25 protein-coding genes and 1 tRNA gene are annotated in these 25,197 nt (G+C 48.0%); 5 read left to right on the top strand and 21 right to left on the bottom strand.

The window, feature by feature from the left end:
* Positions 1-77: 77 nt before the first annotated feature.
* Together ACTHSQ_RS07045 and ACTHSQ_RS07040 are read right to left on the bottom strand one after the other, a co-directional pair.
* Positions 78-701 (bottom strand): alpha/beta fold hydrolase, encoded by a 624-nt coding sequence (locus ACTHSQ_RS07045; RefSeq protein ID WP_440371468.1) that lies wholly within the window; start codon positions 699-701, stop codon positions 78-80.
* Between the two features lie 92 nt (positions 702-793).
* Entirely contained in the window at positions 794-2,017 is a 1,224-nt protein-coding gene (locus ACTHSQ_RS07040) for a sugar MFS transporter (protein WP_049352773.1), read from the bottom strand.
* A 271-nt stretch (positions 2,018-2,288) separates the two neighbouring features.
* Between ACTHSQ_RS07040 and ACTHSQ_RS07035 the strand changes: the two genes are divergently transcribed.
* Positions 2,289-2,702 (top strand): YqaA family protein, encoded by a 414-nt coding sequence (locus ACTHSQ_RS07035; protein WP_154954414.1) that lies wholly within the window; start codon positions 2,289-2,291, stop codon positions 2,700-2,702.
* Positions 2,703-2,767: 65 nt separating this feature from the next.
* Here the strand turns inward: ACTHSQ_RS07035 and ACTHSQ_RS07030 are convergent, their stop codons facing one another.
* The 4 genes from ACTHSQ_RS07030 to ACTHSQ_RS07015 all read right to left on the bottom strand — a co-directional run bounded on the left by ACTHSQ_RS07030 (position 2,768) and on the right by ACTHSQ_RS07015 (position 6,571).
* Positions 2,768-3,961 (bottom strand): amino acid aminotransferase, encoded by a 1,194-nt coding sequence (locus ACTHSQ_RS07030; RefSeq protein ID WP_036493785.1) that lies wholly within the window; start codon positions 3,959-3,961, stop codon positions 2,768-2,770.
* A 99-nt stretch (positions 3,962-4,060) separates the two neighbouring features.
* Positions 4,061-4,711, bottom strand: coding sequence for an HAD family hydrolase (locus tag ACTHSQ_RS07025; RefSeq protein WP_440371467.1), 651 nt, complete (start codon positions 4,709-4,711; stop codon positions 4,061-4,063).
* Positions 4,712-4,780: 69 nt separating this feature from the next.
* Complete coding sequence (locus ACTHSQ_RS07020) at positions 4,781-5,725, bottom strand: cation diffusion facilitator family transporter (RefSeq protein WP_440371466.1); 945 nt, start codon at positions 5,723-5,725, stop codon at positions 4,781-4,783.
* A 15-nt stretch (positions 5,726-5,740) separates the two neighbouring features.
* Positions 5,741-6,571, bottom strand: a complete 831-nt coding sequence (locus ACTHSQ_RS07015; RefSeq protein ID WP_254324600.1) for a ferritin-like domain-containing protein — start codon at positions 6,569-6,571, stop codon at positions 5,741-5,743.
* 289 nt (positions 6,572-6,860) lie between these two features.
* Here ACTHSQ_RS07015 and lolA point away from each other — a divergent pair, with 289 nt between their 5' ends.
* Positions 6,861-7,481: an outer membrane lipoprotein chaperone LolA gene (gene lolA, locus ACTHSQ_RS07010; protein ID WP_440371465.1), complete on the top strand. Its 621-nt coding sequence runs from the start codon at positions 6,861-6,863 to the stop codon at positions 7,479-7,481.
* A 76-nt stretch (positions 7,482-7,557) separates the two neighbouring features.
* Here lolA and glmM read toward each other — a convergent pair whose 3' ends face one another.
* A complete protein-coding gene (glmM, locus tag ACTHSQ_RS07005; protein ID WP_036472859.1) occupies positions 7,558-8,895 on the bottom strand; it encodes a phosphoglucosamine mutase in 1,338 nt (445 codons plus the stop codon).
* 199 nt (positions 8,896-9,094) lie between these two features.
* Entirely contained in the window at positions 9,095-9,952 is an 858-nt protein-coding gene (locus ACTHSQ_RS07000; RefSeq protein ID WP_003685059.1) for a c-type cytochrome, read from the bottom strand.
* A gap of 285 nt (positions 9,953-10,237) precedes the next feature.
* Between ACTHSQ_RS07000 and ACTHSQ_RS06995 the strand changes: the two genes are divergently transcribed.
* Positions 10,238-10,313 (top strand) — tRNA-Arg (locus ACTHSQ_RS06995).
* Positions 10,314-10,404: 91 nt separating this feature from the next.
* Here the strand turns inward: ACTHSQ_RS06995 and ACTHSQ_RS06990 are convergent.
* Together ACTHSQ_RS06990 and ACTHSQ_RS06985 are read right to left on the bottom strand one after the other, a co-directional pair.
* Complete coding sequence (locus ACTHSQ_RS06990; protein ID WP_003684931.1) at positions 10,405-11,598, bottom strand: amino acid aminotransferase; 1,194 nt, start codon at positions 11,596-11,598, stop codon at positions 10,405-10,407.
* Positions 11,599-11,708: 110 nt separating this feature from the next.
* A complete protein-coding gene (locus tag ACTHSQ_RS06985) occupies positions 11,709-12,482 on the bottom strand; it encodes a FadR/GntR family transcriptional regulator (RefSeq protein ID WP_308187233.1) in 774 nt (257 codons plus the stop codon).
* Positions 12,483-12,911: 429 nt separating this feature from the next.
* Between ACTHSQ_RS06985 and ACTHSQ_RS06980 the strand changes: the two genes are divergently transcribed.
* Complete coding sequence (locus ACTHSQ_RS06980) at positions 12,912-14,888, top strand: TonB-dependent copper receptor (protein WP_003685383.1); 1,977 nt, start codon at positions 12,912-12,914, stop codon at positions 14,886-14,888.
* A 128-nt stretch (positions 14,889-15,016) separates the two neighbouring features.
* Here the strand turns inward: ACTHSQ_RS06980 and ACTHSQ_RS06975 are convergent, their stop codons facing one another.
* The 4 genes from ACTHSQ_RS06975 to ACTHSQ_RS06960 form a co-directional block, all read right to left on the bottom strand.
* On the bottom strand, positions 15,017-16,354 hold the full coding sequence (locus ACTHSQ_RS06975) for a sodium-dependent transporter (RefSeq protein WP_003685373.1): 1,338 nt from the start codon (positions 16,352-16,354) through the stop codon (positions 15,017-15,019).
* 267 nt (positions 16,355-16,621) lie between these two features.
* Positions 16,622-17,527: a metal ABC transporter solute-binding protein, Zn/Mn family gene (locus ACTHSQ_RS06970; protein ID WP_049336292.1), complete on the bottom strand. Its 906-nt coding sequence runs from the start codon at positions 17,525-17,527 to the stop codon at positions 16,622-16,624.
* Positions 17,528-17,606: 79 nt separating this feature from the next.
* Positions 17,607-18,482 carry a metal ABC transporter permease gene (locus ACTHSQ_RS06965; RefSeq protein WP_003685375.1) on the bottom strand — a complete coding sequence of 292 codons (876 nt, stop codon included), beginning with the start codon at positions 18,480-18,482 and terminating at the stop codon, positions 17,607-17,609.
* A 76-nt stretch (positions 18,483-18,558) separates the two neighbouring features.
* Positions 18,559-19,284: a metal ABC transporter ATP-binding protein gene (locus ACTHSQ_RS06960; protein WP_250592250.1), complete on the bottom strand. Its 726-nt coding sequence runs from the start codon at positions 19,282-19,284 to the stop codon at positions 18,559-18,561.
* A gap of 270 nt (positions 19,285-19,554) precedes the next feature.
* On the opposite strand from ACTHSQ_RS06960, the gene ACTHSQ_RS06955 reads away from it, so the two are divergent.
* On the top strand, positions 19,555-19,851 hold the full coding sequence (locus tag ACTHSQ_RS06955) for a DUF2288 domain-containing protein (protein WP_049323125.1): 297 nt from the start codon (positions 19,555-19,557) through the stop codon (positions 19,849-19,851).
* A gap of 66 nt (positions 19,852-19,917) precedes the next feature.
* On the opposite strand, the gene apaG is transcribed toward ACTHSQ_RS06955, so the two are convergent.
* The 7 genes from apaG to ACTHSQ_RS06920 all read right to left on the bottom strand — a co-directional run bounded on the left by apaG (position 19,918) and on the right by ACTHSQ_RS06920 (position 25,184).
* Positions 19,918-20,286 carry a Co2+/Mg2+ efflux protein ApaG gene (gene apaG / locus ACTHSQ_RS06950; RefSeq protein WP_440371464.1) on the bottom strand — a complete coding sequence of 123 codons (369 nt, stop codon included), beginning with the start codon at positions 20,284-20,286 and terminating at the stop codon, positions 19,918-19,920.
* Positions 20,287-20,382: 96 nt separating this feature from the next.
* Complete coding sequence (locus ACTHSQ_RS06945; RefSeq protein ID WP_204789089.1) at positions 20,383-20,871, bottom strand: phosphatidylglycerophosphatase A family protein; 489 nt, start codon at positions 20,869-20,871, stop codon at positions 20,383-20,385.
* Complete coding sequence (thiL, locus tag ACTHSQ_RS06940) at positions 20,864-21,820, bottom strand: thiamine-phosphate kinase (protein WP_440371463.1); 957 nt, start codon at positions 21,818-21,820, stop codon at positions 20,864-20,866. Before thiL ends, ACTHSQ_RS06945 begins: the two co-directional genes overlap by 8 nt.
* Before the next feature lie 187 nt (positions 21,821-22,007).
* Positions 22,008-22,727, bottom strand: a complete 720-nt coding sequence (locus ACTHSQ_RS06935) for an SDR family oxidoreductase (protein ID WP_049331115.1) — start codon at positions 22,725-22,727, stop codon at positions 22,008-22,010.
* A gap of 95 nt (positions 22,728-22,822) precedes the next feature.
* Positions 22,823-24,130, bottom strand: coding sequence for a hydroxysqualene dehydroxylase HpnE (hpnE, locus tag ACTHSQ_RS06930; RefSeq protein ID WP_440371462.1), 1,308 nt, complete (start codon positions 24,128-24,130; stop codon positions 22,823-22,825).
* A complete protein-coding gene (gene hpnD, locus ACTHSQ_RS06925; protein ID WP_440371461.1) occupies positions 24,127-24,975 on the bottom strand; it encodes a presqualene diphosphate synthase HpnD in 849 nt (282 codons plus the stop codon). The genes hpnE and hpnD overlap by 4 nt, the downstream gene beginning before the upstream one ends.
* A 140-nt stretch (positions 24,976-25,115) precedes the next feature.
* Entirely contained in the window at positions 25,116-25,184 is a 69-nt protein-coding gene (locus ACTHSQ_RS06920; protein ID WP_107723650.1) for a prepilin-type N-terminal cleavage/methylation domain-containing protein, read from the bottom strand.
* Positions 25,185-25,197: the final 13 nt, after the last annotated feature.

Raw genomic sequence — 25,197 nt, 5'->3', positions numbered from 1 at the left:
AGCAAAACTGCGACACTTTCTTTAAAATATATCAAATTATTAACATTAAATGCTGTTAAATTTAAATAAACAAAATTTTATTGCTTTTTAAAACATCCATCATGCAAAAATGCCACCACTTGCTCGACCGTTTTACGGTTAAACAGCATACCGCTATGGCTGACAGGTAAAACGACATGATCACGCATATTCGGACAATGCGTTTCGCTGACCAAAACCGTACCATCATGTTCGCCATGCAAACCTAAAACACGGCCCAGCCCATACGGTTTATTACCGGCAATACTGCCCAACTCAACACCCTCGGGCAATTCAGGCATACTGCCGTCCAATGCACCTTTATACGAGCCGCCCAATACCGGTTTTTGCAAACCCATATTGAACACACGTTGCGCGGCACGGCTGCCTTGATGCGGCGTACCCATGGTAACGATACGGCCGCTGACTTTATCCGGATATGCTGTTGCAAAATTGCGTAAGACCAACCCGCCCAAACTATGACCAACAAAGTGCAGCGTTTCATCAGCATGGCTCTCATCAATCCATCGCGACAAATCTTTGACATGTCGGTTCATCGAATGCAAAACACTGTAATAATCAAACAGCGCAACTTCAAAACCTTCTTGTTCCAGCAAATACGCCAGCGGTTTCATTACCCATGAATGCATGTGCAAGCCATGCAGCAAAATGATTTTGGCCATTTTTTCCTCCTGTCATTTAAATCATTATGCCACAAAGTAAAAAGGCCGTCTGAAATCCCATAAGGTTTCAGACGGCCTTTTATCATGATGAATTATTCGTCAGCTTTGTAGCCTTTTATAGCAAAGAAGACGATGTATACGTAACAAATTGCCGATACAACGAAAGAAATCATCAGACCGTAAGTATCTGCTGCCCAACCTTGTACCACAGGCACAACCGCACCGCCGACAATCGCAGTACACAATACGCCGGAAGCGCTGCTGGTGAATCGGCCCAGGCCTTTGGTTGCCAAAGAGAAAATCGTTGGGAACATGATGGAATTGAAGAAGCCGATGGCCAACAATGCCCACATCGCAATATCAGCACTGGCTTTACCTGCCAACATAGCAATACCCAACAGGGCAACGGCAGCGGTAGCATTGAATGCCAAATAGCGGTTAGGCGCAATTTTTGCCATGATGGCAGAGCCTAAGAAGCGGCCAACCATCGCGCCGCCCCAGTAGAACGACAGATATTTTGCGGCAGACGAGTGGTCCATACTTTTCAGGTAACCCAACACGCTGACCAACAAAGAACCGATGGATACTTCTGCACCAACGTAACAGAAAATACCAGCCGCACCAAAAACCAAATGACGGTATTGCCATACGCTGTGTTTGCCATCATGGTTGTGTTCGCTCTCTTCTTCAGCAATTTTGTTTGCGTCAGGCAGACGAATCATTTTGACGAACACAGCCAAAATAATCAGCAAACCGGCCAAACCTAAATATGGAATTTGAACAGAAGAAATTTGCTCGGCTTTGCTGACAGTTTGTGTCGCATCAGCCAAAATCAGGAAGGCACCAATTTGCGGAGCAATGGTCGTACCCAAAGAGTTGAATGCCTGAACCAAAGTCAGTGTTGCAGATTCTTTACCTGGTTTGGACAGCAAAGTCACATAAGGGTTACCCGCCACTTGCAACAGCGTTACACCTGAAGCCAAAATAAACAGCGCACCCAAGAAAGTAGGATAAGAATGGCTGCCGGCGGCAGGATAGAACAACAGACAGCCGATGGCAGTCAATACGAAACCGCCAATTACACCGTTTTTATAGCCGATTTTGCCGACAAAATAACCCATAGGAATCGACATAATTGCGTAAGCGGTAAAGAAGCAGAACTGAATTAGCATCGCCTGAACATAAGTCAGCTCGAAAATATCTTTCAGATGCGGAATCAAAATATCGTTCATGCAGGTGATGAAACCCATCATGAAGAAGAGTGTGGTCAAGACGACCAGCGCAGGAGTATGATTTTGTTGTGAATGCGCAGACATAATTTGCCTTTCGTTTTGTTAAGACTCGCCAAAAATGAGCTGAAAGCAGTTCATTAAACTTAACACTCATTAACAGCCGATAGTATCATACTGATATTTCATCACCTTGAAAACTATTTTCCGACATCTGACTACATCACCTTTAAGCCGTTTAATTTTAAAAAAACTAATAATATTGGTTTTATATTTTGATATTTTGAAAATATAGGCATAATCTCCTTTTAAACCTTGCTATTTCTTTTTTACAATATCACTTGATGCAACTCAAAACATGCCCCTTCTTTACGCTTACCTTGCCCTGATTGCTTCTGCCTTCACTTCGGCCACACTACTTCCGGGTACATCCGAGGCGGCATACGCCGCATTTGTGTACCAATATCCGCAACATGCCCTCGGCGGATGTTTGTGCGCCGGTTTGGCGAATGGCTTGGGCAGTATGGTTTCGTATTACATGGGCAGAATGTTTCCGGCTAAGAAAAGGCCGTCTGAAAAAGTATTGGCGCGTATACAAAGATGGGGGATTTGGCCGCTGTTGTTCGCATGGCTGCCGATTATCGGTGATGCCCTCCCCCTTGCCGCAGGCTGGCTCAGGCTCAATGCTTTGCATTGCGCCATCATTCTGATTACAGGCAAACTGCTGCGCTATGCCATGATTTATTGGGGAATGAACGCAGTTGCCGGATAAGCCACCACAACTAAAAATAAAGGCCGTCTGAATCATTCAGACGGCCTTTGCCTTTAATTCGACAATTACAAGACTTTCACAATGCTTTCGCACAGGTAGTCGATGTTGTCATCGGTAATGCCTGCAACATTAATGCGGCCGGAACGGACAGCATAAATGGCAAACTCGTTTTTCAAACGGTCAACTTGTTCGGGAGTCAAACCGCTGAAAGAGAACATACCGTTTTGTTCAATAATGAAATCAAAGTCTTGTGTTGCACCTTTAGCCTTGAGCAACTCGACAAATTTTTGGCGCATGGCTTTGATGCGGCCGCGCATTTCATCGAGTTCGGCAATCCATTGTGCTTTCAAATCATCATTTTTCAACACCAGCGCAATGGTGTTCGCGCCGTGTGAAGCCGGGTTGGAATACAAGGTACGGATGATGGTTTTGACTTGGCTGTGGGCGCGGGCTGCAGTTTCTTCATCTTCAGCCACCAAAGTGAACGCGCCGACGCGCTCGTTGTACATACCGAAGTTTTTGGAATAAGAGCTGGCAATCAGCAATTCTGTATTGTGTTTCAAGAACACGCGCAAGCCGTAGGCGTCTTCTTCCAAACCATTGCCAAAGCCTTGATAAGCAAAGTCAAACAATGGCAACCAGCCTTTTTCGGCAGAAAGTTTTGCCAAAGTTTCCCATTGTTCGTGCGTAGGGTCGATGCCGGTAGGGTTGTGGCAGCAGCCGTGCAGCAGGACGATATCGCCTTTTTGCGCTTGGCTCAAGTCTTCAATCATACCGTCCCAATCCAAACCGTGTTTGGCGGCATCATAGTAGCGATACGGTTTGTCTTGGATACCGACCGCTTTGGCGATGGCATTGTGGTTTGGCCAAGTCGGATTGGAAATCCAGATGGTTTGCGCATTCAACTGACGTTTGGCAAACTCGGCCGCAATACGCAATGCGCCTGTACCGCCAAGGCTTTGCGCTGTTTTGGCACGACGGCTGGCAATGATTTCGTGGTCTTTGCCAAACAGCAGAATTTGGGTTTGCTCGTTGTAGTCGGCAACGCCGTCGATGGTCAGGTAGTTTTTGGTTGTTTCGCTTTCCAACAGGCGTTTTTCAGCCTCTTTGACGGCTTTGACAATAGGCGTCGCACCGGATGCGTCTTTGTACACGCCGATACCGAGGTTGACTTTCTCCGGACGGGTTTCGGCTTTAAACGCCTCGCCCAAACCTAAAATCGGATCAGCAGGAGCAGCTTCGATATGCTTGAAGAACATGATTTTTCTCTTTACAAGTAGTAAAACGGTTGAAAAAATACAAACTTAGTACGATTTTACGCCGTTTCAGGCCGTCTGAAAACGGATTATTACAGGGTTTTAACGCAAGATTGCCAACAAATCCAAAGGCGTGGCAATACGGAAATCGGCGAGCCAGTTTTCGGTTTGGTCTTCGGCAGAAATATAGCCCCAATCGGCAAGCACGGTCGTCATACCTGCATTTTTTCCTGCCTGCATATCGCGCTCGGCATCGCCGACATAAAAACATCGCTGCGCCTCAACGCCAATCTGTTCGCACGCATAAAACATAGGCTTCACGCTGGGCTTGGGTTCATCGCAAGTATCGCCGCTGACAATCACGGCGGGAGGTACGGTAAACCCGAGCTTAGGCGCGAGGACATCGGTAAAACGCATAGGCTTGTTGGTGATAATGCCCCATTGGATACCGCGTTGAATTAAGGCTTCTAGCATTTCGTTTACGCCGTCGAACAAGATGGTTTGGTCGGCATAGCAGCGGCTGTATTCGTCCAAAAACTCTTTGCGCCATTGCATATAGTCCGGATGGTCGGGCGTAATGCCTGCACCCAGTTTGAGCAAACCGCTTGCACCGTGGCTGGCCTGCGGACGGATTTCATCCATGCTTTTTTCCGGCAAACCGTGTCGGCGCAATACCGTGTTGAGTGCGCCACCCAAATCAAGTGCGGTATCGGCAAGCGTGCCGTCTAGGTCGAATAATACGGCTTGGGTCATAAGTGTTCCTTTGATGATTTTAGAAGGCCGTCTGAACAATCCAACAAGTTTCAGACGGCCTGAATATGGTTAATGGTGATGGTGTTCGTGCATTTCCTGAGAACACAAAACTTCATCTTTATGCGGATGCTGTTCGCTTTCAATCTGAATCGTACAATGCCCGATGTTGTGATGCGCCAATTCATGTTCGATGCGGTAGGCGATTTGTTCGGACTCTGCAACCGTCATGTTGCCATCGACAACAATATGGCAGGACAAAACGTGGATATTGCTGGTAATCGTCCAAACATGCAAGTCGTGAACGGATTTTACGCCTTCCGTATTACGGATAACGCTGAGCAACTCATCGGTATAGATGTTTTCCGGCGCGCCTTCCATCAAAATGTGCAAAGTCTGTTTAAACAGCTTCCAGCCGCTGCGCCCTACCAAAGCCGCCACCAATACGCTGGCAACCGTATCCGCCCATTGCCAGCCATACGCCATCATCAATACCGCAGCGACAATCGCCCCTATCGAGCCGAACAAATCGCTGATTACATGCAGATACGCGCCACGCATATTGACGTTTTCTTCAGTATCACCATTCTTCAACATATAAACGGCCACGCCGATATTGACCAACAATCCAATGATACTGACCACCAACATGCCGCCCGTCAAAATTTCCGGCGGATAAAACAATCGTTTGACTGCTTCATAAAAAATCATCGCCGCAATCAACACCAGCGACAGGCCGTTAAACATCGCCGTCAAAATTTCAAAACGCTTATAGCCAAATGTTTTTTGCAGCGTGGTCTGTTTCTCGCCAAGTTTGAATGCCCACAATGCCACGCCCAGCGAAAACGCATCGCTGAACATATGCCCCGCATCGGAAAGCAGGGCCAAAGAGTTGGTCAGCCAGCCGCCGACCGCCTCAACCAGCATAAATCCGGCAATGATGAAAAATGAAATACGCAATACCTGCTTATTGGCGGTATGCGTATGCGCGTGCGAATGATCGTGATGATGTGCCATAATGGTTTTACCGTTTCAGACGGCCTTTTTATCCTGTTTCAAACTTTTTTCAAAATCTTCCAACATATCCAGCTCGAAACGGCTGAATCCTGCACGTTCCCGTGCTTCGATATTGACGTAGCCGCGGAAGATAAACATATCGTAACGCGCAATCAGGCTGCGGAACAAGGCAACCGGTTCCAAACCGCGCTCACGGCAAAGATGCTGATACCAATGATTGCCGATGGCGACGTGTCCCACCTCATCGCGATAAATAATATCCAACACATCGCAGGTTTCTACATCGCCACGCTGCGCCACTTTTGCACGAATACCCGGCGTGACATCCAAACCGCGCGCTTCCAACACCCGCGGCACCAAAGCCATGCGCAACAAGGGATCGTAAGCAGTTTTATACGCCATATCCCACAAATGCCCGTGCGCTTCAAAGTCGCCGTAATCGTAGCCCAAGCTGTTCAGACGGCCACGCATCAAGCCGAAGTGGAACACTTCTTCTTTCGCTACCCTTACCCAATCGCGTACAAACTGAAACGGCATATTGCGAAAACGATACGCCGCATCCAAAGCCAGATTAATCGCATTAAATTCAATGTGCGCAATCGCGTGCAACATGGCCGCATAGCCTTCGACCGTATTCATCTTGCGCGGCGTAACTTCCGAAGGCGCAACCAAACGCGGACGGGGCGGATGTCCGGCAAAACGGCAATCCACAGGTTTCGACTCATCAACCGTCAAACCTTCCGCCTCGCCCAACTGCGCAAACAAGGCCTGCGTCAATCTTCCCTTTTCATCCGGATTGTCCGACAGCAAAGCCTGTTCCAATAAAGGATAAGGATTCAGATACATACAAAACCATTGTTTTAAAAAGACAAATATTATAACCGTTTTAAAAAGCAAACAGAAAGACTATAATTTCACGCTTTCCGTAAAATGACATTAAATACCACACCAAACCCTCGTGTACTTCATTAAAAAAACGTCAAAACCAAATACAGGCCGTCTGAAGAAATGAAATTATTTCAGTCACTTGATTGGATTTTTCATATTTACACAAATTAAACCCTCCATTCAGCCCCTTGCCTGTTACACCATAACGTCTATACTGAACCCATCTCTCCGAACAAGGAACCAAAACATGAAAACTACCCGACTGTTCACCCTGACCGCTGCCGCGCTGCTTTCTTCAGCCATCGGCTTTGCACAAGCCGGCGCAGTGGACGCCCTGAAAAAATTCAATAATGACGCCGACGGTATCAGCGGCAACTTCAGCCAAACCGTTCACAGCAAAAAGAAAACCCAAACCACACACGGTACATTCAAAATCCTGCGCCCGGGCTTGTTCAAATGGGAATACACCAAACCCTACAAACAAACCATTGTTGGCGACGGCAAAACCATTTGGCTCTATGACGTAGATTTGGCGCAAGTAACCAAGTCCTCACAAGACCAAACCATCGGCGACAGCCCTGCCGCCATCCTCTCCAACAAAACCGCATTGGACAGCAGCTACACGCTGAAAGAAGACGGTTCTGCCAACGGTATCGACTACGTTTTGGCTACGCCTAAGAAAAACAACGCCGGCTATCAATACATCCGCATCGGCTTCAAAGGCGACAACCTCGCCGCCATGCAGTTGAAAGACAGCTTCGGCAACCAAACCAGCATCAGCTTCAGCAGTTTGAACACCAAACCTAACCTTTCCAGCGGTATGTTCAAATTCACGCCTCCTAAAGGCGTTGATGTTTTGAGCAACTAAGCTTCTAATGAAACACAAAGGCCGTCTGAACAACAGACGGCCTTTTATTTAGTTCAATTCAAAATCAAACACACTGTTACTTTTGACCTTGAATGGCAGCGGCAATTTTTTCTGCGCCTTTTTTCGCCCAGTCTGCCTGTTTGGCTTCCACCATCACGCGCACGACAGGCTCGGTACCGGATGCGCGCAAGACCACGCGGCCTTTGCCTTCGAGTTCTTTTTCCACTTCAGCTAAAGCTTCTTTAGAAGCGTCCTGCCAGTTTTGGCCTTTTTTGATGCGGACGTTAATCATGGTTTGCGGATACGGCTGCCAATCGGCGCAGACGGTGGCAAGGTCTTGATTCAAGGTTTGCAATGCCGCCAAAACTTGCAGCGCGGAAATGATGCCGTCGCCGGTATTGTGTTTGTCCATGCACAAAATATGGCCGCTGGCTTCGCCGCCAATCAGCCAACCGCGTTGATGGAGCTGTTCCAACACATAGCGGTCGCCCACTTTGGCGCGGCAGAAATCAACGCCCTGCTCTTTCAAAGCAATTTCCATCGCCATATTGGTCATCACTGTACCCACCACGCCGCCGATTTCCACACCTTCGTGCGCGCGTGCTTTGGCAATCACATAAATCAGGCTGTCGCCGTCATAAACTTTGCCATTGCGGTCAACCATCATTAAACGATCGCCATCGCCATCCAAGGCAATGCCGTAATCGGCTTCATTTTGCAACACAGCCGCTTGCAAAGCTTTCGGATGGGTTGCACCACATTTCTCATTGATGTTGTAGCCGTTTGGCTCATCACCGATACTGACTACTTGCGCACCCAATTCGTGGAATACTTTAGGCGCAACTGCATAGCCTGCACCATTGGCGGTATCGACCACTAATTTCAGACCGCGCAAGTCCAAATGGCTTGGGAAAGTGGATTTACAGAACTCGATATAGCGGTCATCCGCACCATTAATCCGGCGCGCGCGGCCCAAACGGCCGGACGGCTGGGCTTTCATTTCTTCATCGATTTTGGCTTCGATTTCCAACTCGATTTCATCGCTCAACTTCACACCGCCTTCTGCAAAGAATTTAATGCCGTTGTCGGAATAAACGTTATGGGAAGCAGAAATCATCACACCGGCAGACAAACGCAAAGCGCGGGTCAGATACGCTACGCCCGGGGTTGGCAAAGGGCCGGTTTGAATAACATTGACACCGGCGGCAGTAAAGCCGGCAATCAGAGCGGCTTCCAGCATATAGCCTGAAATACGCGTGTCTTTACCGATTAAAACGGTCGGTTTAATTTCGCCTTCGTGCTGTACCAAAACCTGACCCGCCGCATAACCCAATTTCAAGACAAAATCAGGATTGATAGGGAATTGACCGACTTCGCCGCGAACACCGTCAGTACCGAAATATTTTTTTGCCATGAGATAACTCCGTGATTGTTTTGTCGTATGTGAATATGGTTGAACTTCTTTAAAAGAATATTGTGTTTGAAGGCCGTCTGAATCTTTCAGACAAACCATAATCTACTACTTACGTATTATAGCAAGATCAGGCCTTCCTGCACGAAAAAAGCGCATCCTATGCAGAATGCGCTTTCTATTCGAGATTTAAAGTCAAATTTTAGAATTTAGCACCAGATTGATTAGCCATGTAATCAACTGCAGCTTTCACTTCATCGTCGCTCAGGCTGCCGTTACCGCCTTTGGCAGGCATGGCGTTAAAGCCTTCGATTGCATGTTTGTGCAGGGTGTCTTTACCTTGTTTGATACGAGGAGCCCAGTCTTCTTTTTTGCCTACATGAGGAATACCGGGAACCGCACCACCGTGACATGCTTGGCAACTGGCTTCGTAAACTTTTTTACCGTCTGCACCGCCGGCAGCTGCGCCTTTGTCTTCAGCTTTGGCAGCATCTGCTTTAGGAGCATCGGCAGGAGCCGCACCCTCAGCAGCAGGAGCTGAAGCAGCTTCGCCGGAAGCAGCGGCATCGGCAGGAGCCGCAGCATCAGGATCAGGGAAAGTACCGCCGGCTTTGTTGGCCATATAAGTAATCACGCGTTTCAATTCTTGATCGGTCAAATCAGCCGCACCGCCTTTGGCAGGCATTGCGTTGAAACCGTTCAAAGCGTGTTGGAACAAAGTATCAAAGCCTTGGGCGATACGAGGAGCCCAATCGCCTTTATTTTCAAACTTAGGCGCGTTAGGAACGATACTGTCCGCCGCGTGACATTGGATACAGATTTTGTTGAAAATCTGATCGCCTTGACGTTCGCCGACAGGGATGCCGTCGCCCAGTTTGAGTTGGCCGACTGGCTGGATACGGGTTTGAGTCGCAGCTTCGGTTGTTTCGTTAACATCGCCGAATGAACCGCTTCCCGCCAATTTGATCAGGAAGAAAATTACTGCAATAACAATAACGATACCGCTCACAAGGGTGAACAATGCAGAGCCTTGGGCTTTGTGGTCGCGGAGTTGTTTCATTTGGTAGGCCTCGCCGTTAGGTTAGGTTGTGCTGTAAGTTATAGTTTATGTGTTAAACGCAATTAACAATATTTTGCTGGATTATACTGAATTCGCAAAGGCTTTCCAATCCATCTTGAGAAAAAGATACGCAAAAATCCTCAAAAGGCCGTCTGAATTCTGCTAAGCCTTTGTAGTTAATTGATTATTCCAGCCATACAAAAAAGTGGCCGCCAATGCCACTTTCAGACACTTTCAAGATAAACTTTGCCAATAAAGCCAATATGCGTTAACCTTACGGCTTCCGCACCCATAGCTCAGTTGGAAGAGTGTCAGTTTCCGAAGCTGGAGGTCACAGGTTCGATCCCTGTTGGGTGCGCCAATTATAAAGAGGCCGTCTGAAAGATGAAAATTTTTCAGACGGCCTTTTGATTTACTTCAAATAAAACTACATTCAATTTCAAATTGAAAGGCTATTGCAACACTTTGGCAAATGCCTCGGCCACATAATCGATATTCGATGCATTCAAACCGGCCACACACATCCTGCCTGAATCCAGCAGATAAACGGCAAACTCGTCGCGCAGGCGGTGTACCTGCTCTACGGTCAGGCCTGTATAGCTGAACATGCCGCGTTGTTTGATGAAATAGCTGAAATCGCGATTGGGAATTTTGGCCGTCAAAACATCATAAAGCTTCTGACGCATGGCACGGATGCGGTCGCGCATGGCGTAAACCTCGTTTTCCCACAAAGCGCGCAAATCATCGCTGTTCATCACATCAGACGCAATATATGCACCATGCGCGGCAGGGCTGGAATAAATGCGGCGGACGGTAAATTTCAACTGTCCGAACACCAGCTCTGCTTCTTCCTTATTGGGACACACTACGCTCAAACCGCCGACGCGCTCGCCGTACAGCGACAGGTTTTTCGAGAAAGAGTTGCTGACAAACAAAGGTAGACCCATTTCGACGGCTTTACGGATTGCATAGGCATCGCTGTCCAAATCCTCGCCGAAACCTTGATAGGCAATATCCATAAACGGAATCAGCTTGTGCGTTTTGATGATGTCCAACACCTCATCCCATTGCGCTTGCGACATATCTACGCCGGTCGGGTTTTGACAGCATGGGTGCAAGATCAAGACGCTGTTTTCCGGTAATGTTTTGAAAAACGCAGTCATTTCTTCAAATTTCACGCCGACGGTTTCAGGGTTGTAATAAGGATACGTCCCCACTTCAAAACCTGCGCCTTCAAAAATGCCTTTATGGTTGTCCCACGTCGGATCGCTGACATAGGCTTTTGCATCAGGGAACCAACGGTGCAAAAAGTCGGCACCGACTTTCAATGCCCCCGAGCCGCCTAAAGTCTGTACGGTTGCAACACGCCCTTCTGCCAATGCCAGATTATCCTTGCCAAACAACAAACGCTGAACCGCGCTTCGATAAGTGTCCAAACCTTCCATCGGCAGATAAGGCGATGGTCGCGGTACGGCCGCACGCTCTGCTTCTGCTCGGCGGACAGATTCCAAAACCGGCATTTTGCCTTCGTCATCAAAATAAATGCCTATGCTCAAATTGACTTTTTCAGGACGCTCGTCGCGTTTGAAGGTTTCAACCAAACTCAAAATCGGGTCGCCCGGATAATACTCGACATGATGGTACATGGTGCTTCCTTTGTTTTCAGACAGAATTGATGAAGATTGTGGCACTAAAAGTCCTTATTTGCAAAATCAGGCCGTCTGAAAAATTCAGACGGCCTGATTATTTTTAAACGCTACCAATCTACCCGTTTCAAATCATTTTGTGCCAATACATCCGCATGCTCGCTGCGGCTTTGATATTCCCTGTCCTGCAAAATGCGGCGGGCGACATAATTCAAATGCAGCTTGGCCGCTTCAGCAGCCTCTGCCGGCTTGGCCTGGGCAACGGCTTCAAAAATAGCGCGGTGCTGGGCAATCAATGTCGGGCGCGGGTCTTCGGTTTGATGGATATAGATAATGCCGCTGCGTGTTTGCTGATAAAGCATTTTGAGCAGGCTGCTGGAAAGGTGGCTGAATAGGATATTGTGTGCGGCATCGGCAATGGTTTGATGGAAGCTGACATCTGCTTCGGCTTGATGCTCCAAGTTTCCGCTTTCACAAGCCGTTTCAAACTTCTGCCGCCAGAAGTCAATGCGTTTCAAATCGGCATCAGTCCGTCTTTCGGCGGCCAGCGCCGCCATACAGCCTTCAACGTGGCAACTGAAATCGAATACGTCTGTTTCCCAATTGGTATGTTTGCCAAGCAAATCCTGCCAGCTTTGTAAAAAATCCTGTTGTGGCTTGACGGAAACATAATAGCCATCGCCCTGCCGAGCTTCCAAAACCTGCTTCGCAATCAAGATATTCAATGCCACCCTGACCGACGGACGCGATACGCCGAATTCTTCCGCAAGCGTACGTTCGGGAGGCAATTTACTGCCTTCTTCATAAATGCCGGTAGCGATACGTTCTTCCAAAACGGCTAAAACCTGATCGCTGATTTTTTGCGGACGAACCAATTTCGTCATGTTGTATTCCTGATGATTGAAGGACAGTTTTATTCAGACGGCCATAAATTGGATTGACCAATTGGCCGCCCATTCTAATCAATCCCCTATTTTTTCGTCAAGAAATGTTATCAAATCGCAACATCAATAGAAAATCATAAGCAAATGACGCTTTCTATACCAAATATCTTCTTGCTTTCAGTTAAATAATTAAATTAATGAAATTCCCAATAATCAAGTTTAAACCCATATTGGCATTTTTCATTAACTACTTAAAAAGAATCAGATTTTGTCATCACTGGTATAACCAAATCACGAACCAGCAAAACATGCAGATAATAATGATAAATATTGATATAAGTTAAAAACAGTATGTTTTAATTTTACTAAACTTTGTATATACTGCTTAAGTATTACTCGATATGACACTTAATGATAGAGAGGAACCACATGAAATACCCACCATTACTTATCTTGCCTATCGTCTTAGCCGTATCCCAAGCATGGGCAGACACTGACCCTGTACCTGAAGAAACTGTTACACTTTCCCCTGTCACCGTTACCGGCACGCAACAAGAAAAAGCCAACCGCGTTACTTTCAACCCCAAAGCTGCTTTGCAACCCCTCCCTGCCGGCGACGGGGCAGACCTTTTGCAATCCGTGCCTAATATGAGCATCATCCGCAAAGGCGGCAGCTCGGGCGATCCGCTGTTCCGTGGCTTGGGTGGCTCGCGCCTCTCCGTCAATGCCGACGACCAGTTTATTTATGGCGGTTGCGGTATGCGAATGGACCCGCCGACTGCCTATATCCACCCAAATTCATTTGATCAAGTCGTGGTCACCAAAGGCCCGCAAACCGTTACCCAAGGCATGGGCTTGGTCAGCGGCTCGGTGCAATTTATCCGTAAAGATCCTGATTTCACTGAAAAACCTTACAACATTAACGCCACCCTGACAGCAGGCAGCAATGACCGCCTTGACGGCTCGCTGGAAGCCGAGTTCGGCGGCAAATACGGCTATGTCCGTACCAATATCTCCCATAACGAAGCCGACGATTACAAAGACGGCGACGGCAATCGCATTCATTCCAACTTCAAACGCGACAGCCAAATGTTGCAACTGGGTGTTACCCCGACAGAAAACACCACCATTGCCGGTACATACGAGCGCAGCAGGGCCAAGGTTGCCTACGCCGACCGCATGATGGACGGCAGCAAATTCGACCGTGATGCGTGGAACATCCGCTTTACCCAACGCAACCTCACTCCATGGTTCAGCGAGTTGGAACTGCGCTACGGTAAAAGCGAAATCGACCACGTGATGGACACATACAGCCTGCGTACCATCTACGACCGTTCCGGCAAGCAGATTAAAAATGCCAACAACCCTAAACGCAATACCGATACAGGCCGTCTGAAAGCCACTTTCGACTGGGACAAGCTCAACCTGCAAACCGGTTTGGATTATCTGGACGACGTCCACGTCGCACGCATGGAGCGTGGTGGCGACGGCTACAGCCACAAGCCTTACATGCCCAACCAAAGTTTCAAACAATGGGGTATTTTCACCGAAGCCTCTTGGCAGCAAACCGACAATCAACGCTGGGTAGCAGGTTTGCGCCATGACCAAGTCAAAGCGCATTACGATACCGCACGCGTGACCAACCCCGTTTTGAAACATCAAAAATTCAATTTGAACTCAGGATTCCTGCGCTGGGAAAGAAATACGGACAACGGCCTGAAATACTATGCCGGCTTCGGTATTGCCGAACGCGCACCTGACTACTGGGAACGCCTGCAGTCTGAAAACAAAGCCATCCGCGCAGAGCAAAACCGCCAAATTGATGCGGGCATTATCTGGAAACGTCCTAATCTCCACGCTTCCGTATCCGTATTCGGCAGCGACATCAAAGACTTCATCATGATGGAGCGCCAAGGCAAGAATTTCGGCGTGCGCAACATCAACGCTTCACGCTTTGGCGGCGAAGCCGAAGTCAAATGGACATTTGCGCCTAACTGGGAAGTCGGCACCAGCCTCGCCTACACCCACGGCAAAAACCGTACCGACGGCAAACCTTTGGCACAAACGCCGCCACTCGAGTGGAACAACACCCTCGCCTTTGACAACGGCAAATTCAGCGCGGGCGCATTATGGCGCGTCGTGGCCAAACAAAACCGTTACAGCAAAGGCCAAGGCAATATCGTCGGCCAAGACATCGGCGCTTCTTCGGGCTTTGGCGTACTCTCGCTCAACGCCGGTTGGAAATTCAGCAAATACGCCACATTGCAAGGCGGCGTGGACAACGTATTCAACAAAACCTATGCTGAATTCGTCAGCCGCGGTGGCGACCCGTCTGCCGGTACTCAAACCATGCGCGTGAACGAGCCCGGCCGTACTGCATGGCTGAGACTGCAAGCGAAGTTCTAATTCAGAATAAAGCGAGCATAAAAAGGCCGTCTGAAAAATTTTCAGACGGCCTTGATCTTTTTAATGATATTTTTAAACAAACAGTCCGGCGAAGCAATGCAACGCCGGACTGTTTGTTCACTATCGGATTAAATCAAACCTAAAGAGTTGATGAACACCACAATAATAGCAATCGGCGCAAGATAGCGAAGCGTACCCAACCACAGGTAAAGCAGCTGTTTCGGAATGGTACTGCCCATGCCCGCATCGCGCAGGACAGACTGTTTGTCCTGAACCCATGACGTAAACACGGCAACGCTCAATGCGCCAATCGGCATAATAACGGCGGAAATAATAAAATCCCACAAGTCAAAAATGGTTTTGCCGAAAATTTTAAACTCGCTCCATACGCCGAAAGACAGCGCTGAAGGGATACCGACTATGAAAATCGCAATGCCGGTTACCCAAGCATGGCTGCTGCGCTTTTTCTCATCTTGGCGGATGGTTGCCGCGATGACGGTTTCCAACATGGAAAACGCGGAAGTCAGCGTGGCAAAAACAACCAACAGCATAAACACGGCAAACAAATATGTACCCATCGGCATTTTCATGAAGACCGCAGGCAACACAACAAAAATCAAACCTGGGCCTTGACCGGGTTCAAAACCGAAGGCAAATACCGCAGGGAAAATTACTAAACCGGCCAGCAGTGACACAAACAGGTTCATCCACATAATCATATGGCCGGAGCGGAACATATCCTGATCCTTACCCAAATACGAAGCATAGGTAATCATCGCGGACACGCCGATACTCAACGCAAAAAATGCCTGCCCCAAAGCAGTCAGCATCGTGCCGGGCTTCAAATACGACCAATCCGGTTTCAACAAAAATGCCACGCCCTCCATCGCACCGGGCAAGGTCAGCGAACGGATAGCCAGCGCGATAAAGAGAATAAACAAACCCGGCATCAACACGCGGTTTGCCTTTTCAATGCCGTCTGAAACGCCGCCTTTAACCACCCAAATGGTAATCAGCATGAACAAACCTTGGTAAAACAGCGAGCCAAACGGTGAAGAAATCGTATTTTCAAACAGTGCCTTAAAGTCTGCGCCAACGTGAATTTCGCCGGTAAAACTGTGTACCACATAATTCAATACCCAGCCGCCGACCACGCTGTAAAACGATAGCAAAATAAAACAAGCGGCCACGCCCATGCGGCCGACCCATGGCCACTGCGAACCCGGGCGCAATACTTTGAAGGAGTCGATGGCATTTTTACCGCCCGTACGGCCGATATAAAACTCGGCCAATTGAACCGGCAAAGCCACCAAAATCGTAAAAATCAAAAACAAAAGAAAAAATACAGCGCCACCGTTTGTACCGGCCGTATAAGGGAATTTCCAAATTGCACCCAAACCGATGGCCGAGCCTGCCGCAGCAAGCACAAAGCCGATTTTGGATGACCAAGACGAATGGTTGCTCATGATGTAATATTAAGAAACGTGAAGATGCCGAATTGTAACAGGGTGAAGTCAAGCCGTGAGTGGCTGACGGACAGCCGATAAGTAATTCGCACGGATGGTGCGTACTTACCAAGCAAATTAGCATGAATTTTTGATAATTGAACTTTTAATAGCATAAATTTTATTTTTATATTTTAAATTTGACGGTTTATTTTAAAAATAAGCATATAAAAGGCCGTCTGAAACCTTGTTTTTAAGGTTTCAGACGGCCTTTATCCTTAAGCCGCTTTATTTTTTCATGGCATCGGTCAAAACTTTGACATTGTAGCGGTACATACCGATGTAGCTGTTAGCCGGTGCGCCACCCAATGCATCTGAATACAAACGTCCGCTGACATTGACGCCGGTTTCTTTGGCAATACGGTCAATCATACGCGTGTCTTTGATGTTTTCAGTAAAGACGGCCTTAATGCCCTCGCGTTTGATTTGGCGGATGATGGAAGCCACTTGTTTGGCAGACGGCTCGGCCTCACTGCTCACGCCTTGTGGGGCGATAAATTCAATATTGTAGCGTTTACCCATGTAAGAGAACGCATCGTGTCCAGTCAAGACTTTACGCTTGGCGGCAGGTACGGCATTAAAGGCAGCCTGCGCATCGCTGTGCAATTTTTTCAGCTGCATTTGGTAGTTGCCCAAACGTTGCTGATAGTAGGTTTTGCCTTCAGGATCGGCTTGAATCAAAGCATTGGCAACGTTTTGCGCATAAGTACCCATCAGGACGGGGTCAGTCCAAACGTGCGGGTCAAACTCGCCATGATCGTGATGATGGCCTTCATGATCGTGGTCATGATGATGGCCGCCCTCTTCTGCTTTCAAGGCCTGAATGCCTTTGGTCGCTTCGGCGAAAGGCACTTTGCTCTGTTTGACTGCGCGTTGTACATCGGCGGCTTCCAAGCCCAAGCCGTTGAGCAATACCAATTTTGCACTGCGGATTTTTTTGATGTCGCCGCTGGTCATGTGGTAAGCATGGCTGTCTTGGTTGGCACCCACCAAGCTTTGAACGGCCACGCGGTCGCCGCCAATCTGTTTGGCCACGTCGCCCAAAATGCTGAAGCTGGTCACAACAGGCAACGGAGCGGCATAAGCGGCACCGGTCAATAATGCGGCAACGATGCCGAGTTTCCAATGTTTCATATTCTCTCCATTGATATAACGTAACATTAACATCATCATAAAACAGACCGCCTGATTATTCAAGCGGCCGTCTGAAAAATCATGCCGTACGGTGTTTCTTGCGGCGCAGCCATTTTGCCAAAATGCCGCCCTCCCAACCAAACACGACGGAAATCAGGTAAAGCGTGCCGCAGCATAAAATAATCGCCGGGCCGGACGGGATTTCGATATGGTAGGAAAACAACAGTCCTGCCAAACCGCAAAGCAAAGCCAATGCGACCGACAAAATCATCAGCCAACCCATGCTTTTTGCCCACAGTCTGGCAGTAATCGCCGGCAACATCATCAAGCCGACTGACATCAGCGTACCCAATGCCTGAAAACCGGCAACCAGATTCATCACGACCAGCACCAAAAACAACACATGCCAAAAGCCGCCCTTACCGCCGACAGCCTTGAGGAACAAAGGGTCTATGCTTTCCAACACCAGCGGGCGGAACATCACAGCCATCAGCAAAATAGTGACGCTCGCAGAAACGGCAATCAGCTGCAAAGCCGGAATATCCACCGCCAACACCGAGCCAAACAGCAAATGCAGCAAATCGACGCTGCTGCCGTTTTTGCTGACCAAAACCACGCCGATGGCAAGGCTGCTCAAATAAAATGCGGCAAAGTTCGCATCCTCTTTCAATGAAGTAAACCGGCTGACCAAACCTGCCAACAAAGCCATCAGCAAACCGGCCGCAAAACCGCCGACGCTCATCGCAGGCAAACTCAAACCGGCAAACATATAGCCAATGGCTGCACCGGGCAAAACCGCATGGCTCAAGGCGTCGCCCACCAAACTCATGCGGCGCATCACCAAAAACACACCGACAGGAGCCGCGCTCAATGCCAGGCAGAAAATCGACGCCAAGGCATAGCGCATAAAGTCAAATTCGGCAAACGGCGCAACGACCAAATCATATAAATCCATGTTTTATCGCTTTTTTATTAATCTCTGAAAGCCTTAGGCCGTCTGAAAAACACTTACTTTCAGACGGCCTTGTCCATTAAACCGCGCACCAATCGGCCGCTTCCTGTTTCTGCATCATTCGATTGGCCTGCGCCAAAAATTCATCGGTCAACACATTTTCCGTCGCACCGGCAGTCACTTTTTCACGCGCCAAAAGCAGCGTGTTGGCAAAATATGCCCTTACCTGCTCGTAATCATGCAACACGGCAATCACAGCTTGACCGTCCTGATGGCACTGGCGCAAAACTTCCAACAGCGCATAAGTCGTCCGCGCATCCACCGCGTTAAACGGTTCGTCCAGCAGCAAAAATTTAGCATTCTGCACCAGCATCCGCGCGAATAATACACGTTGGAACTGGCCATTGGACAAGTGCGCGATTTGGCGCGTGGCAAAATCCTGCATTTCTACGCGCTCCAACGCCGCCATCACGCGCTTTTTCTGCTCCGCGTTCACGCGTCCGAAAAATCCGATTTCATACCACAGCCCCATCGCTGCCAGTTCAAACACCGTCATCGGCTGGCTGCGGTCAATGTCCGACTGTTGCGGCAGATAAGCAATGTCCTTGCGCGCCATATTTTCATAGCGCACACTGCCCGTATCCGTCTTCTGCAAGCCCATAATGGCTTTGAGTAAAGTCGATTTACCCGCGCCGTTCGGCCCGAAAATCGTCCACATCTTCCCATCTTCAAACACCATATCGACATGGTGTACCACCGGCCTGCGCTGATAGCTGACCGTCAGATTTTCCACCACGATACTCATGGCGATACCGCCCAAAAATATACAGCCCACAACGCCGCCAATGCGACAAGCGCAATCAGCAGCCTTTGCAGCAATCCGGTCAACAATACAGAATTCATAAGCCTAAAACCGCCCTTATCCGAATACGGACAACAGGCCGTCTGAAAGAAAATTAAAACATTAAAATGATACTGTATAACGTTAACCCTGTAAATTTCTTTCGTTTTCAGACGGCATCGGGCAAAAAGCCGAATATCGGTTACAATCCATTTTTTATTTGATGATTGTCCTATGTCTATTCCACTCTTAAACGAAAAACTCAATACCGAAACCGCCCGCATTTCATGGGAAGAGCTGCAACCCCACTTCGCACGCGGTGCCGCCGTCTATGTTGCGCCTGATTTGGATTTGATTGCCGTCGCCCGTCATGTTGCCGAAGATGAAGCCGCACCATTAAAACAATGGATGGAACAAGGCAAATTCGGTGCCGTCAGCGATGATATGGCGCGTACTTTTCTAGCGGATAAGCAGGAAATGTGGGCGGTCGTTGTAGCGCCGTGGGTATTGGTACAGCCTTGCAAAGACTGATAAGGCCATCTGAAAAAACAAAACCGGAACATTTCCCATGTTCCGGTTTTTCATTTTTCAGACGGCCTATTGCAAAGTAAAGCCTGCTTTGAATTCAAGCTTCGGCACCCCGATAACGAAACGTTTGCCGATGCTGTCTTCAAACTCATACGCGCCTTCGATGCTGCCCCAAGGCGTGCTGATTTGCGAACCGCTGTGATACTCATAGGCTTCGCCCGGGTACAAAACAGGTTGCTCTTCAATCAGGCCGGCATGACCGACCTGCTCTGTCTCACCGTGTCCGTCGGTAATTTCCCAAAAACGCTGACGCAAAGTAATGATTTCATCACTGCGGTTGCAGATGGTAATCAGATAATTGAAGGTATAGCGGTCGCGATAGACGTCGCTCTGACCGGCCATATAACGCGGCTCCACGTTAATCTCGATTTCATTCATAATTGTTTACCCCGTATGGTATTTATTTTATTTCAATCCGGATAATTCCGGCGTGTCCGCCCTATTTTTGCAAAGGGTCGAAACACTTAAAACGCATCACGCAATCCAATAAAACAGGCCTAAGACCATCAAGGTCATCACAGCCGCAATCAAATCATCAAGCATAATGCCTAAACCTCCATGAATCCGCCGGTCAAACCATTTGATCGGCCATGGTTTCAACGCATCAAACAAGCGGAAAATAACAAAAGCCGCCAGCCACCAGCTCCATTTAAACGGAATCAGCGACAGCACCAGCAGCATCGCGACAATTTCATCCCAGACGATACCGCCGTAATCCTGAATACCCAGTTCCTTCTCGGTATAACCGCAAATGCGGATACCCCAAAAAAACAAGGCAATACACAATAAAAGCAATATCCAGCCGTCTATGCCCAACAGGCACAATACAAAAGCCAGAGGTAATGCTGCCAGCGTTCCGGCCGTACCCGGCGCAACCGGCGACAAGCCGCTGCCGAAACCGAATCCTAAAAAACACAATGGTTTGTGCAACAGCCAAGAAAAAGTAGGTTTACGTTCAGCCAAAATGATCAAATCCTAAAGAAGTCAGTTCCAATACACCGCCTTCGGCATCCAAAATATTCAGACAGCCTGAGTCAGTAATTTTACCAATTCGGGCGACCGGTACGCCACTTTGTTCCGCTGCCTGACAAACACGTTCCCTATCTGCTGGAGCAGCAGTAAAAATCAGTTCGTAATCATCGCCGCCGGCCAATACTGCCGACAACCATTGTTCGCGCGACAACACATTTTTTAATTCAGGCAACGACGGCACACAATCGGCAAATATTTCCGCCCCAACAGCAGAGGCTTTCAAAATATGCCCCACATCTTGAGCCATGCCGTCTGAAACATCTTGCGCGGCATGGGCAAACGGTAACAATGCCTGACCCAATGAAACGCGCGGCTCTGGACGGAGCAATTTATCATCGCAAACCGCCATGATTTCAGACGGTAATTGATAACGCCCCAGATGTTTGTTCAACGCAGCGGCAGCCAAACCCAACCGACCCGATACCCAAATATCGTCTCCAACTTCGGCCGCATCCCGCCGCAAGGCACGCCCTGTCGGAACTTCACCTACTATCGTTACATTAAAGACCAAATCGCCTTTGGTGGTATCGCCACCAATCAACACCGTATCAAAACGCACAGCCAAAGCAAAAAAGCTATCGCAAAAGCGTTTGAGCCAATCTTGATTCAATTCAGGCAACGCAGCACTGAGCAACACCCAACGTGGCTTAGCACCCATAGCGGCCATATCGGATAAATTTACTGCAAGCATTTTCCATGCCAAATCTTCGGGTAAAACATCTTCAAAAAAATGTCTGCCTTTGACCAACATATCAGCGCTAAAACATAAATCAAATCCGTTACTTGGGCGAATAATAGCGGCATCGTCCCCTATGCCCAAAATCAGACCTTCCGATTTTTGTCGCTGCAAATATTGTCTGATAAAGTCAAATTCCGTCATATTTATCCAATATAACTATAACTTAGATTACCATATCTAATTTTGTGCCAGCTTAATGTTTGTCTGTTAACACGTCAAACATCAAACTTCAACATTATTTAGATATAAAACTCAATAAGTTAAAGGCCGTCTGAAAATATAAATTTCAGACGGCCTAATGTTTTCAAACCACTCTGAGCAGGTATATTTACAGATAGACGATTTCGCCTGTCCGCCCCCTGCTCTCTTGGCTTGCCCACCAAATAAATTGCGGCAGGACATCTTCGTAGTTTTTACGTTCGCTTTTCGATTCGCCCGGATGCGATTTAATACGTTGCGGCGAATTAATGGCACCCGGCACCAAAACATTGGCACGCAGGTTGTCAAATCGTTCCCACTCATCCGCAGCCACTTTACACAAATAATTGAGCGCGGCTTTGGAAGCACCGAAACCGCCCCAATAGGCTTGCGGTTTCTCGCCGTGGCTTTCGCCGACAAAAATCACAGAAGCGTCTTCGGATTGCTTCAACAATGGGAACAGCGCACGGGTCAAGCCCATAGGCGCAACGGTATTGATGCGGTATTGGTTGACCCATTCCGATACGGTTTGGAAGTCCAATGGCGACAAGGCATAGAAATAGCTGGCGCAATGCACCACGCCATCCAATTTTCCGCCGGTAGCTTCATCAATGGTTTCTGCAAACTGTTTAAATTCTTTTTCCTCAGCGCTCATCAAATCAAAGCAGATGGCAAACGGCTCTGGGCTGCCCGCAGCCACAATGGCATCATATACTTTTTCCAAACGCTTTTGATGACGCGCCACCAAAATGACAGTCGCTCCGGCCGCCGCATAGGCTTTGGCAACCTGCTCACCCAAGCCTTGGGATGCGCCGGTAACCAAGATGGTTTTGTCCGCTAATGTCGTCATGACTTTTCCTTGAACTTTATGGTTTCGGATATTGTATCGGCTTGGTAAGTTTTGTAAAGTCAAAAAGGCCGTCTGAACATTCAGACAGCCTCAGTTTATTCAAACCGCAAATCCAACATAAGCTTTTCAGCCGCTGCAAAGCCAGACTGAACCGCAGCCTCCAATGTTGCCGGATAGCGCGGATGGAGGTAGTCGCCGGCCGGATAAATACGGCGATGGTGCAACCATGAGAAATCAGGTTGTACAAAATCAACCGTTGCCGCCGTAGTCGCGCGTTTTCCCATAATAATGCGTACGGCTTCGGGCTTATCCAAATACGGACAAACCCGCTTAATGTCCGCATGAATTTTCTCGGCCAAATCTTTATCCTTCCAAGCCTCGGTGCAATCGGAAACGCTGATGACAACCGCAACTTCATTATCCGGCAAACCCAACGCCCCCCGATGCAGCACCCATTGCGCCGCACCATCGGCAAACCCGGTTAAAGGTGCAGGCAGTTTGACTGCTTGGGCATAACGCAAATAAACCGTGGTAATCGCATGATAGTGCAACGATTGATAGGCCGTCTGAATATAGTCAGGCGTATCTTCAGGCAGAAGTGCGTCAACATGATATGGCGCAACAGCCAAAATCACCGCATCAAATATTTCACCATTGATTTCAATTCGGCCATCAATATGATGGTTTAAATGGGAAACACGAGTTTCAAGATGTATCTTTGCACCATGCTTGTGCAGAAAATCCAAAGCCGGTTCGGCTACGATCCGCCCCAAATCCTGCTTAGGCAAAAGATAATCGCTGTTCGCCTTTTCAGACCATACGCCATCATTCAATACATTACATAAAATGCGCAACGATGCCTGTTCTAACGGCGTATTTAAAGCACCCCAAACCAAAGGTTGCCAAAATTGGCCAAGCAGGCTGCGGGGAACATTTCGTGTTCTCAACCACTTTGCAACCGTCAAATCGGTTTTATGATGAGCTGCCCAACGTCGCAATGCCGACATATCCGACAGCAATTTGATTTTCAATGAAAAAGAAAGATTTTTCGCACGCAGGATACCGACAAGCAAATACCAAGGTGCAGGCAGAGAGGCTGTCTGAAACTGCAATCCTTCATGGATGTACCATCGCAAAGGCTGGCGTAAAAAGGCTGATTCAGGTTGAATGCCAATATGTTGCATCAAAGTTTGAACACCATGATACGCACCCAACAAGATATGCTGCCCATTATCCAAAAAGCTGAATCCATCATTTTTCCCTGCCAAGGCACGCGCCCTACCGCCTGCCTGTCTCCCGGCCTCAAACAAAGCAATATCAGCTCGATGAATCAGGGAAACCGCCGCAGACAAACCTGCCCAACCGGCACCAATCACAGCAATTTTTGGACGCCGAATATTCATGGTTTAAATCCAAACAGCCAAGTTTTCAAAGCAATACGTTTTTTACGGGGAGAAGGAAGCGCAATTTTGTAAGTCAACACATTTTGCGCACCATCACGGTCAATTTCATTCAACAACGCATAATAAATAGCCGCCATAATCAGGCCGACTTTTTGAGATTTTTTATCTTCAGCCGGCAGAAGTAACATCGCTTCACGATAAGTTTCACGTGCCCTATTCACTTGAAATTGCATCAATTTTGCAAAATTGTCTGTCGGTTTGCACTGCATAATGACGTTGGCAGGTACGTCAAACTTCTGCATTTCCTCTATCGGCAGATAAATTCTTCCCTGTCGCGCATCTTCGCCCACATCGCGAATAATGTTCGTCAACTGCAAAGCCAAGCCCATTTTGTCCGCATATTCCAAAGTTTTCGGATTGGAAAAACCTAAAATCCGCGCAATAAGACAACCCACCACCCCGGCAACACGGTAGCAATACAGCTTTAATTCATCAAAACCACCATAACGAGCCTGCTCCAAATCCATCTGCATACCATCAATCAAAGCTTCAAATTCATTCTTCGGCAAGTCAAAATTTGACCGAATATCTTTTAAAGCTTGATGAACGGGATGCTCAGGCATCTCATTATTAAATACTTTCTCCAAATCACTGCGCCACCAATTCAACGTTATCCGAGCAACATTTGGATCGGTACAGCCATCAACCACATCATCTAGTTCGCGACAAAAAGCGTATAAAACAGTGATCGCATTCCGTTTTTCTAGCGATAAAAAACGAAAGCCGGATAAAAAACTGGAATGGCTTTCTGCAGCCTTTTGATGACAATAATCCAAAGCAAGCACTGTGTATCCTAAAAAATATCGTTATAAATAATTAGCAGGGATTTTATCTGTATTTAAAAAAGTACGCCAATATCAAATCTCATCTTACAACAAGGCCGTCTGAAAACTAATCTTAAGTATCTTTCAGACGGCCTAATATCCTACGTCGCCAATATCGAAACCAACAACATCACCACCAACAGCTGTATCAAAGAATAGCCCCTCTGCACAGTTGCCCTATTC

The sequence above is a fragment of the Neisseria sp. P0009.S008 genome (assembly GCF_051958615.1).
Classification (GTDB): Bacteria; Pseudomonadota; Gammaproteobacteria; order Burkholderiales; family Neisseriaceae; genus Neisseria; species Neisseria subflava.
Note: the sequence above shows the minus strand (reverse complement) of the source record. Positions and strands in the feature narration are given on the sequence as shown.

Coding starts and splice junctions, on each gene's coding strand:
- ACTHSQ_RS07045 (WP_440371468.1), bottom strand. CDS start 701: ATGGCCAAAATCATTTTGCTGCATGGCTTGCACATGCATTCATGGGTA.
- ACTHSQ_RS07040 (WP_049352773.1), bottom strand. CDS start 2,017: ATGTCTGCGCATTCACAACAAAATCATACTCCTGCGCTGGTCGTCTTG.
- ACTHSQ_RS07035 (WP_154954414.1), top strand. CDS start 2,289: ATGCCCCTTCTTTACGCTTACCTTGCCCTGATTGCTTCTGCCTTCACT.
- ACTHSQ_RS07030 (WP_036493785.1), bottom strand. CDS start 3,961: ATGTTCTTCAAGCATATCGAAGCTGCTCCTGCTGATCCGATTTTAGGT.
- ACTHSQ_RS07025 (WP_440371467.1), bottom strand. CDS start 4,711: ATGACCCAAGCCGTATTATTCGACCTAGACGGCACGCTTGCCGATACC.
- ACTHSQ_RS07020 (WP_440371466.1), bottom strand. CDS start 5,725: ATGGCACATCATCACGATCATTCGCACGCGCATACGCATACCGCCAAT.
- ACTHSQ_RS07015 (WP_254324600.1), bottom strand. CDS start 6,571: ATGTATCTGAATCCTTATCCTTTATTGGAACAGGCTTTGCTGTCGGAC.
- lolA (WP_440371465.1), top strand. CDS start 6,861: ATGAAAACTACCCGACTGTTCACCCTGACCGCTGCCGCGCTGCTTTCT.
- glmM (WP_036472859.1), bottom strand. CDS start 8,895: ATGGCAAAAAAATATTTCGGTACTGACGGTGTTCGCGGCGAAGTCGGT.
- ACTHSQ_RS07000 (WP_003685059.1), bottom strand. CDS start 9,952: ATGAAACAACTCCGCGACCACAAAGCCCAAGGCTCTGCATTGTTCACC.
- ACTHSQ_RS06990 (WP_003684931.1), bottom strand. CDS start 11,598: ATGTACCATCATGTCGAGTATTATCCGGGCGACCCGATTTTGAGTTTG.
- ACTHSQ_RS06985 (WP_308187233.1), bottom strand. CDS start 12,482: ATGACGAAATTGGTTCGTCCGCAAAAAATCAGCGATCAGGTTTTAGCC.
- ACTHSQ_RS06980 (WP_003685383.1), top strand. CDS start 12,912: ATGAAATACCCACCATTACTTATCTTGCCTATCGTCTTAGCCGTATCC.
- ACTHSQ_RS06975 (WP_003685373.1), bottom strand. CDS start 16,354: ATGAGCAACCATTCGTCTTGGTCATCCAAAATCGGCTTTGTGCTTGCT.
- ACTHSQ_RS06970 (WP_049336292.1), bottom strand. CDS start 17,527: ATGAAACATTGGAAACTCGGCATCGTTGCCGCATTATTGACCGGTGCC.
- ACTHSQ_RS06965 (WP_003685375.1), bottom strand. CDS start 18,482: ATGGATTTATATGATTTGGTCGTTGCGCCGTTTGCCGAATTTGACTTT.
- ACTHSQ_RS06960 (WP_250592250.1), bottom strand. CDS start 19,284: ATGAGTATCGTGGTGGAAAATCTGACGGTCAGCTATCAGCGCAGGCCG.
- ACTHSQ_RS06955 (WP_049323125.1), top strand. CDS start 19,555: ATGTCTATTCCACTCTTAAACGAAAAACTCAATACCGAAACCGCCCGC.
- apaG (WP_440371464.1), bottom strand. CDS start 20,286: ATGAATGAAATCGAGATTAACGTGGAGCCGCGTTATATGGCCGGTCAG.
- thiL (WP_440371463.1), bottom strand. CDS start 21,820: ATGACGGAATTTGACTTTATCAGACAATATTTGCAGCGACAAAAATCG.
- ACTHSQ_RS06935 (WP_049331115.1), bottom strand. CDS start 22,727: ATGACGACATTAGCGGACAAAACCATCTTGGTTACCGGCGCATCCCAA.
- hpnE (WP_440371462.1), bottom strand. CDS start 24,130: ATGAATATTCGGCGTCCAAAAATTGCTGTGATTGGTGCCGGTTGGGCA.